The following is a 15,494-nucleotide window of genomic DNA, read 5'->3' as shown; positions in this document are numbered from 1 at the left end:
TTTGCTGGCCAGGATGTAAACGCAGAACTGCTTGTCCATAGCGCCAAACGCCAAACTGGATTCCCGCTTTCGCGGGAATGACGGCCATAACACCGAACAGGATCAGGGTCGGCACCACGTTACCCACAAATTTGTCGCGCATCCGCAGGGTAGGGCGCCGGCCGCCCGAGATCGGCTGATGGCGGGCCGAGCGCGTCCGCGATACCGAGCGGCCGCCCGAAATTACGGGACCACCAGCCGGCCGCGCGAGTCGCGGAAGAGCACAGCTTGTGTCAGGACGCTGCTGCCGACCATAAGCCGCAGGTTCGTGGTCGTGCCGATGTTCGCGAGGTTCAGCTTGCGGCTGTAGAGCAGCAGCGCATAAGCGTTACCGGTGCGGTTTTTGGTTATGCGGATGCTGGCGGTGCCGATGCTGGGCAGGGTGGAGGCGCCGGTGAAGCGCACCGCGCCGGTGCGCTCGTGAATCAACGCCGTTGGCGGAACGGTAAGCGCGAACACCTCACCCTCGGCGCTGCTCAACTCGACTGTGACGGTGTCGCTGTAGGAATCGAAGATCATGCCGTCGGGCAAGCTGAAGACGGCCGCGGCCGAAAACGAGTCCGACTGCGGCAGTCGTCCGAACATCACGGCGCTGCGCTTGACCAGCAAACCCACTCCCGGGGTGACGTCGAGGCGCATTTCGAGCGTGCTGGCGTGGTTTCCGGCCGCGTCGTAAGCGGTCGCCTTCAGCTTGTGGCTGCCGGCCGGCAAGCCGGTGGTGTCCCAGGCGAAGGCGAACGGCGGAGTCGTCGCCGTAGCATAGAGCTGGCGGTCAATCTCGAGGTCGACGCGCACCACCGCCAGGTTGTCGCTCGCCGCCACATCCACTGGCACGATGCCGTAGACCAAACTGTCTTTCGAGGGGTTAACCAGGCTGACCGTTGGGGCGGTGCGGTCCGGCGCCCGTCGCATTGCCTCGCCGGACACCAGGGCGGCGTAAGCATCGACACGGCCGAAGCCGGAGTACGGGTCCCAGCCACTGGTACCGATGTCGAGTGTCTTGGCGGTCGCCCGGGCAACCGCGTCCGCTCCGGTCATGTCGGGATTGGCGGCCAGAAGTAGGGCAAAGGCGCCCGAGGCCACGGCGGTGGCGGGCGAGGTGCCGGTGACACCGGCGTACGAGCCGCCGGGCGCGGTGGTGAAAATGCCGACACCGGGAGCCGCCAGCGAGGTCCAGGCGCCGTAATTGGAGAACGTGGCGCGCTGATCGCGGGCATCACTGGCGGTGATCGCAACGGCACCGTTGCAAGCGGCCGGGTACATCGGCACACCGGTGCCGTAGTTGCCGGCGGCCGCGACCACGATCGCGCCGTGGGCGCGCGCGTAGTCGACGGCGCTTTGCAGCGTAGTAGAGGCGTCGGCGCCGGCTAGACTGAGGTTGATCACCTTCGCTCCTTGATCGACGGCGTAGATGATGCCCTCGGCCACCGCGCTGTAGTAACCGGTACCATCAGCGTCCAAAACCTTGACCGGTAAGACGCGGGCCTCGGGGGCGATACCGGCAACGCCGATGGCGTTGTCGGCCTTGGCCACGATGATTCCCGTCATGGCGGTGCCGTGGCCGTTGTCATCGCTGGGATCAGCGTCGCCGTTGGCGAAGTCGTAGCCCGGCAGGATCTGCCCGGCCAAGTCCGGATGCGAAGCATCAACGCCGGTATCAACCACGGCGATCGGAATGGTTGCAGCACCGCGGCTGATTGCCCATGACTCCAAGGCACTAATCTGGACCACGCCCCATTGGAGGGCGAACAGCGGATCACTGGGTGCGGTCGTGGTGCTCACCCGCGCGTCCTCTTCAACCGTGCTGAAGGCGCCGCTGCGGCGCAGGGCGGCCTTGACGCCAGCCAGCTTGGCGCGCGGCACTTCGACGATTGCGGCGTCGAGCCGCTTGAGGTGGCCGCGCCGGCGCGCCTCGTGCTGTGCCAGCAGCCGTTGCTGCTTGCCATGGGGCAGGCCGGCGCGGGCGCGCACGATCAGGCGCGCGGTGTCGCCCTGCTCCGGCGGCGCACCGGCGCTGGCGGCGCCGCTCAGCATCAATCCCAGCACGAGTCCAGACAGCCCCCGTGCCACTCGACTGCGTGTGATTTCCCTCGCCATGGCCAAGAGGGAAGGGCAAGGCACATGCCAGGCGCGAAGGCAGTTGCTGCACTTGATCGCGCGCGCTGATTCGGCCTCAGCGCGTCGTCCTAGCAACTGAGTGTCTATTTTTTATCGATCGAGGGTGACCGGGGTGTCTGCTAAACCAGGATCGTGCTATGGCATCCCGCACAGAGTGAGTCGCGGCATGAGAGCGCGCGGGCAGCCTGGTGCAGGCTGGCGGAGGGCCGCTAGCTTTCCTTCATCGAGATGCCGTGCTTGTCGAGGCGATAGCGCAGCGCGCCCCGGCCCATACCGAGCAGGCGGGCGGCGCGGCTGAGGTTACGCCCGCTGCGCTCGAGGGCGTGCAGCAAGAGGTTGCGCTCGACCTCGTCGAGCTTGGGCACCTCGGTCGTGAGATCAAGGCCGTTGAGGCTCGGCCCGGCGGTGGCGGGCGAAACGTTGTCGCGCGGGAAGTCGCCGGCGGTGATGAGGTTGCCGCGGCTGACGATAACCGCGCGTTCGATGGCGTTGGCCAGCTCCCGCACATTACCTTCCCACGCCGTCTGCAACATGTAATTGACGGCGTCTTGTGAGAAGCCGGGCAGGTCCTTGCCGGTGGCGCGTGCCAGGCGCGCCAGGACGTGGGTGGCCAGCGGCAGGATGTCATCGCGGCGCTCGCGTAGGGGCGGGATGTAGAGGGCGAAGACGTTGAGCCGAAAGAAGAGATCCTCGCGGAACTGCTTGGCGTGGGCACGCTGGCGCAGATCGGCGTTGGTCGCGGCCATTATGCGAGCGGCGACGCGTAAGGGGCGAGTGGCGCCCACGGGGATGATCTCGCGCGACTCGATCACCCGCAGCAACTTGGCCTGCGCTGCCAGCGGCATATCCCCGATCTCGTCCAGTAGCAGTGTGCCGTGAGAAGCCTGTTCGAGCAGCCCCGACTTGCGGCGATCGGCGCCGGTAAACGCCCCTTTCTCATGGCCGAACAGCTCGCTCTCCATCAGCGTCTCGGCGATGGCGGCGCAATTCAGGGCGAAGAACGGGCCCGTCCGCCGCGCGCTGTTGTAATGAATGGCGCGGGCGAGGACCTCCTTGCCGACGCCGCTCTCGCCGGTGATCAGCACGGTCACGTCGCGCTTGGCCGCTTCGGTGGCCAGTGCCAGCACCTGCTGCATTTGCGGGGAACGGCCGACCAGTTGGGAGAAATCGTACTTCTCGACGACTTCGTCCCGCAGCCGGCGGTTCTCGGCCATCAGGCGGGCCATCTCGATGCCCTTTTCCACCAGCGCTAGCAGCACCTCGCGACGCACCGGGCGGGTGAGGAAGTCCATGGCCCCGGCCTTCATCGAGTCGACCGCTCGCTCCACCGAGCCGTAAGCGGTCACCACGATGACTTGCGCCTGCGGATCGACGCGACGCAGCTCCTTGAGCAACGTGATGCCGTCCATGTCGGGCATCTGCACATCCACCAGCGATAAGTCGACGCGCTGCGTGCGGTAGAGTTCGAGAGCCTCGGCGCCGGACTCGGCGAGGTGGACCCCGTAGCCGGCCTTGCTCAGCATGAAGCGCAGCAGCCGGCGATTGTCGAAGTTGTCGTCGACGACGAGGATCGATCCCTTGCTGCTCATGAGCGAAACCGCGAGCGACTGTAGCAGATGGAACGCGGACCTTACAACGGAGTCGGCGGCGGCGCGGCGCATGGTGAGGGTAGGGCGCAGGCGGGGGAGTTCCTGCGTCCCTACCCGGGGGTGCGCAAGCAGGGGCTGCCCGCGCATGTCGCGTGGGTGTGCGACAAATCTGTGAGTAACGTGCAGCCGACCGGGCAAATCCTCACCAGTCTGACAGTACTGTGTACTGTCAGGCCGAGGCCCATGGCCGAAAGGGACGCAATTTGTCATTCCCGCTTTCGCGGGAATGACGGCCATAACACCGAACCACGTTACCCACAAATTTGTCGCGCACCCCGCTGTTGCTGGCTCGCGCCGGACTTGTCCTGCGGGCCTCAGCTCTCGGCGAGAAAGAGGTTGCCCTGCTCGCACCAAACCGAATTCCACGGATACCCGGCCGGCTTTCTGACCAGATCGACCATCAGATACCAGCGCCACGGCGGATCACCGTGGTCGATGTACTCGCCGGTGAGCGTGCCGGTGAACTCCTGGCGCGCGGCGTAGTACGTGCCCTGGATCGGCCCGCCGCCGTCACACTCGGCGCGCTTGCCGGCCATCGCCGCGTCGAAGCCGTGATGCACGGGGAGGGATTGCTCGGACACGATCATGAACCTCTCGCCAACGTTTACTCGGGCGCCACGCCGGTCGTCAATCCTTGTCCTCTTTCCCTGGTCGCGCACTCGGTGTAGAGCGAGCACATCATGATGGCGCTGGCAGGAATCCGAGTCGTGGACCTCTCCCGTTACGCCCCGGGGCCGTACTGCACCATGCTGCTGGCGGACCTCGGCGCCGACGTGGTCGTGGTCGAGGAACCGCCGGGCGTGGGACGCCGGGTCGATACCGAGATGGGCGTGAGCGAACGCACCAAAGCTTTCCTGCCGATGGGCCGCAACAAGCGCTCGGCCGCGCTCGATCTCAAGAACGAGCGGATGCGGGCGGCGTTCTTCCGGCTCGTCGATCGCGCAGACGTGGTGGTCGAGGGTTTCCGGCCCGGCGTAGCCGCGCGGCTGGGCGTTGATTACGACGCGGTCAGCCGGCGTAACCCGCGGGCCGTGTACTGCTCGATCAGCGGCTATGGCCAGAACGGCCCGCACGCCGCGTTGCCCGGACACGACCTCAACTACATCAGTCTGGCCGGTGTGCTGGGGATGATCGGCTGGCCGGGGCAGCCCCCGGCGATTCCGCTCAACGTCATCGCCGACTTCGCCGGCGGCGGGCTGTTCGCCGCCTTCTCGATTCTCGCCGCGCTCATAGCCCGCCAGCAAACGGGGCGGGGCCAATACATCGACATGGCGATGAGCGATGGCGTGCTCTCGCTCGCTTGTTTGGCAGCAAGCGACTACTTCAGCAGCGGCACCGCGCCGAAACCCGGCGAGTACTACGTCAACGGCGCGCTCCCCTGCTACCACGTCTACCCGACCGCCGACGGCAAGTGGCTCAGCGTTGCCTGCATGGAGCCGTGGTTCTGGCAGAAGCTGTGCACCGCCCTCGGCTGCGAGCAGTACGCCGCCGAGCAGTTCAACGCGGAGAAGTTTCCGGAGATGTTTGCGTTCCTGCGCCGGCGCTTCAAAGAGCAGACGCGCGACCAGTGGTTCGCCGAGCTCAAAGACCGGGACATCTGCGTCACTCCCGTCTATGGTTTGGACGAAGCGCTGGCTGATCCGCACACCGCAGCGCGCCGGATGATCGCCGAAGTACCACATCCGCAGCACGGCGGCGTTCGCCAGATCGGTATAGCGCCGAAGTTCTCCGAGACGCCCGGTGCGGTGCGAACGCTGGCTCCCCGGCCGGGCGAGCACACCGCGGAGGTGCTGGCAGAGATCGGCTACTCGGCCGAGGAGATCGCGCGCCTGATTGGCCCACACGCCGGTGAGTGATCGTCCGCTCCGATATGGACCTGCCGTACTACCCGGCGAACGACTTCGTTGAAGGCATCGACCAAATCGTCGCGTCGCCGTCCCCAGTCACTGGCAGAGCAGCCAGAACACCGTTGGATCAGCAATCTTGCGGATCGCTGCCGGTGGGCGGCGGTTGTCGCAGCACGTCCAACACCGCGCGGGTCAGCGCCACCGGGTCGTGGCGGATGACGGTCTTGCGGCTACCTTGCTCCTCGATTTCGACCTCGCTGATGCCGTCGATCTCGCACAGGCGGGTGGGCGGCTCGAGCCGTTCGCGGGCAGGGTCGTAGAGCACCTGCACTTCTTTGTTGCTGATCTTGCGCAGCTCGTCGGCCAGGGCTTTTAGTTTGTGCGCATGCTCGCTGACGTTTTCGATCAGCGAGCCGGTGCCGAGCGCGCGCCGGCGCGAGGCCCGAATCGCTTGATCGAGCGAGTCCTTGACGATTTCGTACTCGCGCGCCAAGCGCTCGATGGCGTACTGGGCCAAGAAGGCCGGGTCGATGCGCTGGCGGTTGGCGATCACCACGTCGGGGGCGAAGCCGCCGTGCCGGCGGATCGCCGCCACGTGGTCACTAACGGTGTAGTCTTCGGTTTCGCCGGGCTCGGTCATGATGTTGCAGACGTAGATGCGCCGCGCCGGTGAACCGGCGATGGCGCCGGCGACGCCGGCGGCAAGCAGATTCGGAATCACGCTGCTGTAAAGGCTCCCCGGCCCGAGCACGATGGCGTCGGCCGCGGCGATCGCCGCCAGCGTTTCCGGCATGGCCTCGGGGGTGTAGGGTTCGCAGTTGCCGGCCTCACCGCCGTTGCGGCGGGCAAGGAATACCGACTCGATCGGCGCCATGTCGTGCCGCCGGGCAATCTGTGACTCGCCGCGAACCACTGCGCCGCCGGCGAGCCGGGCGCACAGCACCGTCGGCTCCAGGGTGGGAAACAAGATGTTACCACGGATCGACAGCACCCGGCTGATGTCGAGAATGGCGCGGCGCAGGTCGCCGCCGTGCACTTGCGCCAGCGCCACAATCAGCAGGTTGCCGGCGCTGTGGCCGGCCAGCTCGGCGTCCGCCGAGGCGCCGAAGCGGTGATTGAAGAAGCGCTTCATCACCGGCTCGGCGGTCTCATCAGCCAGCGCCAGCAAGCAATTGCGCAGGTCGCCCGGTGGCAGCGTGTCGTACTCGCGAATCAGCCGCCCCGAACTGCCGCCGTCATCGGTTACCGACACCACCACCGTCAGGGCATCGAGGTCGATCGACTCCCAGCCCGGCAGTTGCTGCCGCACGTAATCGCGAAATCCTCGCAGGACTATCGGCAGACCGGTGCCGCCACCGATGCAGACAATGCGATGTGGGCGGGCCATACGCACCAGCGCACTTGATCACATCCGGGCAGCACGCGCCATGGAAAAGAGCGGCGGTGCCGTGGTGGTCTCATTGCCGTTGCCCCAGGGCAAAGGCGGCTCGCAGGGTTTGAGCGTACGGCGCCAGCTCGGCGTGCCCGCCGTTGAGGCAGGCGCGAATGCCGGGGGCGACCAGGAAGCGGCCGTCCTTACCGTAGCCTGCCAGTCGCCGCTCGAGCCATTGCTCCAGCGCCGCCGCCCGGGCGCCGCCCGCTAGTTGTGCTTGCAACTCCGGCAAGAAGCGCTCGGCGAAGTCGAGGCGATTCTCCACCGACACCAGCTGTGAGAGCGCCAGCGCATGCCGTGGCACGCGCAGACGCAGGCTACCAAGCAGATGCTCTGCCATCTGCAAGGTGGCCTCGCGCACGGCTTGCTCGATCTCGGCGCGCGCACCGGCATCGCCTTGGCCGCCGGCCTCGACGTAGATCTTGAGCTTCGGCTCGGTGCCCGATGGCCGGGCTGTGATTTTCAGGCCGTGGTCGAAGTAGAACGCGACCACGTTGCGCGAGGCGCGGTCGGTGCCGGACTTGAGCGCGCCGTGGGCGCTCTCATCCCAGTAGTCGATGGTACGCTCCACCCGCCGGCCGACGATCGCCGGTGGGGCCGCGCCGCGCAGTGCAGCCATCATGTCCTCGATGCGCTGCAGCCCGACCACACCTTCCATAATCAACGAATAGGCGCCGTGGGCGTAGTAGCCGTAGCGGCCGTGGATACGGTCGAGGTCATCGACCAGCGTCTTGCCCTCGCGCTTGAGCTGGGCGATGCGCTCGGCCAGCAGCAACGCGCCGCCGGCGGCGTCCTTGTCGCGAATCGCCGGGCTGACCAACACGCCGTTGCTCTCCTCGGCGGCGAACAGGAAGTCGTCCGGCGTCGCGACCAGCTCTCGGTAGCGGCCGCTGCGGGCAATTTGCTCCAGCACTTCCGCCACGTACTTGAAGCCCACCAGCAAGTCGCCGATTACGGCCACGCCATGGGCGCGCGCGATGGCGGCCATCAGTTCGGTGGTGACGCCGGTCTTGATGATGAACGGATGCGCCGGCAGCGCGCCCCGCGCCGCCAGTGACTCAATGATGTAGGCCGTCAGCAGCGCACCGATTTCGTTGCCGGTTAGGAAGCGATCGCCGCTCGCCGCCGGCACTACGACGCCCAGACGGTCGGCATCGGGATCAGTGGCGAACGAGGCATCGGCACCGCACCGGCGCGCTTCGGCGCTGGCCAACTCGAAGGCCTCGGGCACTTCGGGGTTCGGGATACGGTACTTTACCCGCGGAAACTCGCCGTCGTAGTCGGCCTGACTGGCGACCAGCTCCACGCGGAAGCCGGCTTTCGCCAGCAGGTCATACACGGTGCGCCGGCCAGTGCCGTTAAGCGGGCTGTACATGATGAACGCCTGGCGAGCCGTGCGGTCAAGCGAGCGCCGCAGGCTGGCATCGAGGTAGGCGTCGTGGTCTGCCGCACCCCACCAGGTGATCGAACCGGCGCGCACCGCGTCGTCGAAGGGCATGCTGTTGACCCGCTGCACCGCCGCGACCGCGTTGGCCATTTCCTCGTCATGCGGTGCCACCGGCTGGCCGCCGTAATCGGTGTAGAACTTGGCGCCGTTGTCGTCGGGATGATTGTGCGAGGCCGAGATGTTGAGGCCGCCGGCGGCGCCGAGCCGGCGGATGGCGAACGACAGCTCGGGGGTGGACAACAGCAGATCGTCACCGCTCACTGTACACACCGCAATGCCGTTGGCGGCGTAAACGCCGGCAGCCAACCGGGCAAAGTCGCGCGACTCCATGCCGAGCAGCGGGTTGGGCGGCCCCGGATCATAGTTGGCGCGCAAATCCTTGAACACCCGGCAATCGAAGGCAACCACCACCTTGAGCGCGCCCGCGCCGAAATGGCGGCGCAGGTAGTCAACGTGCCCCTGCACCGAGGCGGTGACGGTGTAGGGGTTAATGCGATTGAGTCCGATGCCGACCGCGCCGCGGCGGCCGCCGGTGCCGAACGGAATGACGCGGTAGAACGAATCCAGCAGCAAGTCCCAGCGGCCGAGCTCGATCAGCCGTTCGAGCTGGGGCCGATAGGGCGCGAACTCCGCCTGCTCCAACCAAGCCCGCAGATTCGCCAGTGCGGCGGTGCGTACTGCCTCGGGCACCGCCAGCGTGGCGAAGCCTTTCTCAACTGCGGTCAACATCTGCGTCATGCTCCCTCAAGAGGCACCGACATCTCTTGCCTCACAGCGCCACGCTCTTCTTCGAGCGGGAGCCGGCAGGCGCGGCGTTGGCCAACCGCGCCGCCAGCTGTATCGCTGCCACCATGCTGGCGGCGTCGGCTATGCCTTTGCCGGCGATATCGTAGGCGGTACCGTGATCGGGAGAGGTGCGTACGAACGGCAAGCCCAAGGTCACGTTGACGCCGTCCTTGAAGTGCAACAACTTGAAAGGCGCCAGGCCTTGATCGTGGTACATGCAGACCACCGCGTCGTACTCGCCGCGGGCGGCAGGGGCGAAGACGGTGTCGGCCGGCAGCGGGCCGAGCGCCTGGATCCCGCGGCGGCGCGCACAACCCACCGCCGGTGCGATCACCTTGCCTTCCTCGTCACCGAACAAGCCGGCCTCGCCGGCGTGTGGGTTCAAGCCGCACACGGCGATCCGCGGCCGGGCACAGCCGAACCACTGGCGCAGGGAACGATTGGTGACGGTAATGGTGTCCTCGACCAGCTGGGGGGTGAGCAATTCCGCCACCCGGCGCACGGCCACGTGAGTGGTTGCCAGCACCACGCGCAGCTTCGGCCCGGCCATCATCATGCGGACGCAGGTGGCGCCACACAGATGCGTGAGCAGCTCCGTGTGCCCGGGAAAATCGTGGCCGGCAGCCGCCACGTTGGCCTTACTGATCGGCGCGGTTACCAGCGCCGCCGCCGCGCCCCGCTGCACCGCCTGCGCCGCCGCCACAATCGCCTGATAGGCGGCCTCGCCACCGCCTATGGTCGAGCGCCCCGGCACCCGCTGGCGCGCTTCCAAGTCCCCGGTGGCCACCACCGCTATAGCGCCGCGCGCCACCGGCACCCCCGGCTGGGTGGCGGCGAACTCGACCGCTAGCTGCAGCCGCTGCGCGGTGTCGCGAAAGGCTGTGATGTCGCCGAATAGCAGCGGCGTGACTTGCCGCCGCACCGCCGGCGTCGCCAATGCCTTCAGCGTCACCTCCGGCCCGATGCCGGCGGGATCACCCATAGTGATGGCGAGGTCGACGGGGGCAGGCATCTTCGCCGTCTCACTCGCCCGCCGCCGGTGGCTGAGAACGGCGGGCCGCGGGGGCACAGCAAGAGCGGGTCGGGGCGGCGATCGTCACGGTCGCACCTCCACGAGGTGGCGTTTGCGCAGCTCCTCGGTCAGCCACTTCTGGTAGCGTTCCTCGAGGGCGGCGCCGTAGAGTTGCTCCTTGATCCCGGCCGCCAACTCATCGAGCGGCTTGTGCGACGCGCCCGCGCGCTCTTCGAGTTTGATGAGGTGGAAGCCGACGTCCGTACGCACCGGTTGGCTCAGCTGGCCTGGCTTAAGTGCCATCGTGGCCTGTTCGAATGCTTCCAGCATCTCGCCCTGCTTCATCCAGCCCAGATCACCGCCGTCCTGGGCGGTGGCCGCATCGTCCGAGGCCTGGCGTGCCAGTTCGGCGAAATCCGCGCCCCGCTTGAGCTGGCGGTGCAGATCATCCGCCTTAGCCACAGCCGCCTCGATCCGGCTGGGCTCCGCGTCACCGGGCACACGCACCAAGATGTGCCGCACGCGCATCTTCTCCGGCGTGGCGTACTCTTCGAGGTGCGCCTGGTAGTAGCGCTCGACCTCCTCGGGGGTAACGTTGACCTTGCCGCGGATCTCGCGGTTGATCAGCTGCGCCTTCTCCACCTCCTCGCGCACCTGCTTGCGGTAGCCCGCCAGCGTCAGGCCTTGCTCACTCAACGCCCGCTGCAGCTGGCCGTCGTCAATCTGGTTACGCTCTTTCACGCCGGCGATGTAGTTGTCGATGTCTTCATCGCGTACGATGATGCCCTTATCGCTGACTTCCTTCTGCAGCAGCTTGTCGGTGATGAGCCCCTCCAACAGTGCCGCCGAGTCTACCGCCGGCCGGCCGCGCGTGGCGCGCTCGGCGAAGGTGTTGAGCTCGTGCAGGGTTACGGGTTCGCCGTCGATGGTAGCGAGGATGCGGTTGACCACGACTGCCGCTGCCGGGGTGGCGGCCAGCGCCGCGGCCAGCAGTAGCCCGAGCAGCGCCGGTCGAGCGGTTACGCGTTGGCGGTTCTTCATTGGTGCATCTGCCATGTCTGCCGCCGCTATCACGACGGTCGCAGGGTCTGCAACACCGCCGCGCTGTGCGCGATCAGGCCGTCCCAGTCGGTTGCGGCGGCGGCGAAGCTGAGCTGGAAATCCTGCGACAGGCGCATCTGCCCCTTGCTGCGCTGCACCAGCGCCACCAGGTGCTCGACTTCGACCGGGGCTTCGGGATGAAACTGCAGCGTCACCCAACCGTTGCGCAGCACGACTCGGACCACCATGTGGTCTTTGAGATGGCGGCGCAGCGCCATGACCTTGAGCAGGGTATCGACCAGCGGTGGAATCGGGCCGAAGCGGTCCAGCATCTCGGTGGCGATTTCCTCGAGGTCTTGCGGGCGGCGAATACCGGCGAGCCGGCGATAGATCACCAGGCGCTGATTTTCGTCGGGAATGTAGGTGCCCGGGATATAAGCCGGCACGCCCAGCTGGATTTCGGGTTCGACTTCGTGCTGTACGCGCTCGCCGCGCAACTCGTGCACGGCCTCCGCCAGCATTTGCTCGTAGAGCTCGAAGCCGACGGCGGCGACCTGGCCCGACTGCTGCTTGCCGAGCAGATTGCCGGCGCCGCGGATCTCCAGATCGTGGGCGGCGAGGCGGAAGCCGCCCCCGAGGTCATCGAGTTCCTGCAACACCCGCAAGCGCTTCTGGGCCTCCTTGGTGATCAGCTGTTCGCCGGGAATCATCAGGTAGGCGTAAGCCCGCTCGTACGAGCGGCCGACACGGCCGCGCAGTTGATAGAGCTGGGCCAAGCCCAAGTGATCAGCCCGGTTGATGATGATGGTGTTGGCGTTGGGCACATCCAGCCCCGATTCGATGATCGCCGAGCACACCAGCACGTGGGTCTTCTGGGCGAAGAAGTCGGCCATCACTTGTTCCAGCTCGCGTTCGTGCATCTGGCCGTGGGCCACGGCGAAGGTCGCCTCCGGAATGATCTCGCGCAAGCGGCGCGCCATCATCTCGATCGTCTCAACCCGATTGTGAACAAAGAACACTTGCCCGCCGCGCTGGAGTTCGCGCCAGACGGCCTCGCGGATGATGCCCTCGTCGAAGCGGGTTACGTAGGTACGGATCGCCAGGCGATCAACGGGCGGGGTTTCAATCACACTCAGATCGCGAATCCCCATCAGCGACATCTGCAAGGTGCGCGGGATCGGCGTGGCCGTCAGCGTCAGCACCGGCACGGTCTTGCGCAGCTGCTTGATGCGTTCTTTGTGCGCCACCCCGAAGCGGTGTTCCTCGTCGACCACCAGCAGGCCGAGCTGCTTGAAGACCAGGTCCTTCTGCAACAAGCGATGGGTGCCGATGACGACGTCGATCTCCCCGTTGGCGACGCCTTTGACCGCGGCCTGCACTTCCGTGCGCGTCAGGAAGCGCGACAGCATCGCCACCCGCACCGGATAGCCCTCGAAGCGGCGCCGGAAGGTGTTGTAGTGCTGCTGCGCCAGCACGGTGGTCGGCACCAGCACGGCGACCTGCTGGCCGTCCATGACGGAGACGAAGGCGGCGCGCATGGCGACCTCGGTCTTGCCGTAACCGACGTCGCCGCAAATCAGGCGGTCCATCGGCTTATGTTGTTGCAGGTCGGCAATCACGTCATCGATGGCGCGTTGCTGGTCGGGAGTTTCCTCGAAGGGGAAGGCCGCCTCGAACTCGCGGAAGTAGTCGTCGGGGCTCGGATAAGCATGGCCTTCGAGTACCGCGCGCGCGGCGTAGATATCGAGCAACTCCTTGGCCATCGCCAGCACCGATTCGCGCGCCTTCTTCTTGACCCGCTCCCAGCTCTCGCCCCCGAGCTTATCGAGCGCGGGCGCCGCGCCATCGGCGCCGACGTATTTCTGTACCAGGTTGATGCGGTCGGCAGGCAGGTAGAGCCGATCCCCGCCGGCGTACTCCAGGTGCAGGAAGTCGCCGTCAACATCGGCCACCGTCAGGTGTTTGAGGCCGCGGTAGCGACCGACGCCGTAGTCGATGTGCACGACGAAATCGTCGGGCTTGAGTTCGTTGAGGTTACGAATCAGCTCACCGATGTCGACCGGGCGCGTGCGCCGGCGCCGGCGCGCTTCCCCGAATAGATCGACTTCGGTAATCACCGCCAGCCGCTCATCCGGCAGCCGGAAGCCATCGCTCAAGCTGCCGGTCAGCAAGGACAGCCCCGGCGTGCCGTTCGCCCCAAGTGCCTCGCTGAAGGGCTGCGCGCTGCGGGCGACCGGCAGATCATGGGCCGCGAACAAGCGCGTGATGCGCGCCGCCTGGCTGTCGGAGGTGGCGACCAGGAACACGCGCACGCCCTCCGCACGCCAGGCCCTGATGGTGTCGGCCACCGGCGCGAACGACACCTCACGGCGGTGGCGAATACGTTCGGCCTTGAGATTGGCGGTGGTGTACGAGTGCACCTCGACGTGGGTCGCATCATCGGCGCCGGTCAGGAGGTCGAACGACTCCAACTCGATGATCGGCCACCCGCTGATCGCCGCGCGCCACTCGCTGGGGGTCGCGAAGAGCTGCTCGGGCGGCGGCAGGAAGCGATTGGCCGCGGCCCGCTCGGCGGCGCGCCGTTCAACCTGACTGCGCGCCTGTTCGAAGGCGGCGTCGACCGCGCCGGCCTGATCCACCCAGACCAGCGTGTCCGCCGGCAAATAGGCCGTCAGCAGGTCGAGGGCGGGATAGAAGTACGGCAGGAAGAACTCCACTCCGGGAAACAGCAGACCGCTGGCGAGGCTGTCGAGGAGCTGGTCGCGCTCGCGCCGGTCCACCTCCAGATCTTGCAGGCGTTGGCTGATCGCGCGCAAAGCTTCTTGACTTTGGCGGCTGTGAGCATCGAACTCGCGCACCGGCAGGATCAGCAACTCGGGGCGAGCCGCCTGCGAACGCTGGCTGACGGCATCGAACTCACGGATAGTTTCTATGGTGTCGCCGCTCAGTTCCACGCGCAGCGGATTGGGATGGGCCGGTGGATAGATATCGAGGATGCCGCCGCGAACACTGAAGTCGCCGCGATCTTCCACCAACCCGACCCGGCGATAGCCCCAGTCAGCGAGACGCTGCGCCAGCTGGTCGAGGTCAACGGCGTCGCCCTCGACCAGGTAGCTGAGGCGTTGGCCGAACACCGCCCGCGGCGGTACGCGCTGCAAGACCGCATCGGCGCTGGTAATCACCACCGGGTTGCGGGTCTGCTGCAAATGATAAAGCCCCTCGATACGCGCTGCGATCGTCTCGGCCGGGGGTGAGAGGTCCTCGAAGGGGGGCACCTCCCACGCCGGCAGATGATGGATGCGGCGCTCGAAGGGCGGGCGCTCGCCACTCTCGCCGAAAAAGAAGCGCAGATCTTCGGCCAACGCTTCCGCCTGTTTGGCCTCGGACAAAACGATCAAGGCTGGCCGCGGCTGCTCGCTGAGATAGCGGGAGATGAAGAACGGGCGGGCGCCGCCTTTGAGACCTTGCACCCGCACAAAGCGCCGCCCGCCGCCGGCCAGCTGCTGCGCCACCCTGCCGATCGCCGTCGCATAAGGCGGCGGGCCGGCCGGCTGCAGCCAGCGCCGCACTGGCGCCGGCTCGCCGCCCGGCTTCTCGTCGTGCGAGTGCTCCCCGCCGGCTCCGTCGTTCATAGGCTGACTTCGCTCATTATCAGAAGGAAAACCCGGGGACTCGTCGCCGGCAGTGTAGCAACCACAACCCACGCCGACAACGTGTGCGGCCGGCACGGGTGTGCGATAAATCTGTGGGTAACGTGCAGCCGACCGGGCAAATCCTCACCAGTCTCACAGTACTGTGTACTGTCAGGCCGAGGCCCATGGCCGAAAGGGACGCAATTTTGTCATCTTCCAGGCGCGGCGCCACTGCTTCAGCTGCTTCTCCCGCACGATTGCCCTCTCTGCGCAGCCGTGCGCTTCGTAGTAGACCAGCTTGTCAACGCCGTACTTGGCCGAAAAACCCTCCACTACCTTGCTCTGATGCTGCCACACCCGCGTTGCCAGCTGTGAGGTCACCCCAATGTACAGCGTGCCGTTCCGTTTGCTGGCCAGGATGTAAACGCAGAACTGCTTGTCCATAGCGCCAAACGCCAAACTGGATTCCCGCTTTCGCGGGAATGACGGCC

The 15,494-nt window shown here is 66.6% G+C and carries 10 protein-coding genes; 1 reads left to right on the top strand and 9 read right to left on the bottom strand.

Going from position 1 to position 15,494, the window contains the following annotated elements:
- Nucleotides 1–222: 222 nt before the first annotated feature.
- The 3 genes from HY699_11705 to HY699_11695 all read right to left on the bottom strand — a co-directional run bounded on the left by HY699_11705 (nt 223) and on the right by HY699_11695 (nt 4,387).
- A complete protein-coding gene (locus tag HY699_11705; GenBank protein ID MBI4516467.1) occupies nt 223–2,109 on the bottom strand; it encodes a S8 family serine peptidase in 1,887 nt (628 codons plus the stop codon).
- A 257-nt stretch (nt 2,110–2,366) separates the two neighbouring features.
- The gene (locus HY699_11700) at nt 2,367–3,746 is read right to left on the bottom strand and encodes a sigma-54-dependent Fis family transcriptional regulator (GenBank protein ID MBI4516466.1); all 1,380 of its coding nucleotides are present in this window, start codon (nt 3,744–3,746) and stop codon (nt 2,367–2,369) included.
- A 374-nt stretch (nt 3,747–4,120) separates the two neighbouring features.
- The gene (locus tag HY699_11695; protein MBI4516465.1) at nt 4,121–4,387 is read right to left on the bottom strand and encodes a hypothetical protein; all 267 of its coding nucleotides are present in this window, start codon (nt 4,385–4,387) and stop codon (nt 4,121–4,123) included.
- A gap of 99 nt (nt 4,388–4,486) precedes the next feature.
- Between HY699_11695 and HY699_11690 the strand changes: the two genes are divergently transcribed.
- Nucleotides 4,487–5,662 (top strand): CoA transferase, encoded by a 1,176-nt coding sequence (locus HY699_11690; GenBank protein ID MBI4516464.1) that lies wholly within the window; start codon nt 4,487–4,489, stop codon nt 5,660–5,662.
- Between the two features lie 118 nt (nt 5,663–5,780).
- Here the strand turns inward: HY699_11690 and HY699_11685 are convergent, their stop codons facing one another.
- The 6 genes from HY699_11685 to HY699_11660 form a co-directional block, all read right to left on the bottom strand.
- Nucleotides 5,781–7,040: a YvcK family protein gene (locus HY699_11685; GenBank protein MBI4516463.1), complete on the bottom strand. Its 1,260-nt coding sequence runs from the start codon at nt 7,038–7,040 to the stop codon at nt 5,781–5,783.
- A gap of 70 nt (nt 7,041–7,110) precedes the next feature.
- Nucleotides 7,111–9,261 (bottom strand): phospho-sugar mutase, encoded by a 2,151-nt coding sequence (locus HY699_11680; protein ID MBI4516462.1) that lies wholly within the window; start codon nt 9,259–9,261, stop codon nt 7,111–7,113.
- Between the two features lie 40 nt (nt 9,262–9,301).
- Nucleotides 9,302–10,330 (bottom strand): 4-hydroxythreonine-4-phosphate dehydrogenase PdxA, encoded by a 1,029-nt coding sequence (pdxA, locus tag HY699_11675; GenBank protein MBI4516461.1) that lies wholly within the window; start codon nt 10,328–10,330, stop codon nt 9,302–9,304.
- Between the two features lie 84 nt (nt 10,331–10,414).
- Entirely contained in the window at nt 10,415–11,386 is a 972-nt protein-coding gene (locus HY699_11670; protein MBI4516460.1) for a peptidylprolyl isomerase, read from the bottom strand.
- Between the two features lie 14 nt (nt 11,387–11,400).
- A complete protein-coding gene (mfd, locus tag HY699_11665) occupies nt 11,401–15,003 on the bottom strand; it encodes a transcription-repair coupling factor (protein MBI4516459.1) in 3,603 nt (1,200 codons plus the stop codon).
- A 171-nt stretch (nt 15,004–15,174) separates the two neighbouring features.
- Nucleotides 15,175–15,447 carry a GIY-YIG nuclease family protein gene (locus HY699_11660; protein MBI4516458.1) on the bottom strand — a complete coding sequence of 91 codons (273 nt, stop codon included), beginning with the start codon at nt 15,445–15,447 and terminating at the stop codon, nt 15,175–15,177.
- Between the last annotated feature and the right edge of the window lie 47 nt (nt 15,448–15,494).

This window comes from Deltaproteobacteria bacterium (assembly GCA_016210005.1).
Lineage (GTDB): Bacteria > Desulfobacterota > Binatia > HRBIN30 > JACQVA1 > JACQVA1.
The sequence above is the reverse complement of the archived record's forward strand: the minus strand, read 5'-3'. Positions and strand labels throughout refer to the sequence as shown.

Coding starts and splice junctions, on each gene's coding strand:
- HY699_11700 (MBI4516466.1), bottom strand. CDS start 3,746: ATGAGCAGCAAGGGATCGATCCTCGTCGTCGACGACAACTTCGACAAT.
- HY699_11690 (MBI4516464.1), top strand. CDS start 4,487: ATGATGGCGCTGGCAGGAATCCGAGTCGTGGACCTCTCCCGTTACGCC.
- HY699_11685 (MBI4516463.1), bottom strand. CDS start 7,040: ATGGCCCGCCCACATCGCATTGTCTGCATCGGTGGCGGCACCGGTCTG.
- HY699_11680 (MBI4516462.1), bottom strand. CDS start 9,261: ATGTTGACCGCAGTTGAGAAAGGCTTCGCCACGCTGGCGGTGCCCGAG.
- pdxA (MBI4516461.1), bottom strand. CDS start 10,330: ATGCCTGCCCCCGTCGACCTCGCCATCACTATGGGTGATCCCGCCGGC.
- HY699_11670 (MBI4516460.1), bottom strand. CDS start 11,386: ATGGCAGATGCACCAATGAAGAACCGCCAACGCGTAACCGCTCGACCG.
- mfd (MBI4516459.1), bottom strand. CDS start 15,003: ATGAACGACGGAGCCGGCGGGGAGCACTCGCACGACGAGAAGCCGGGC.
- HY699_11660 (MBI4516458.1), bottom strand. CDS start 15,447: ATGGACAAGCAGTTCTGCGTTTACATCCTGGCCAGCAAACGGAACGGC.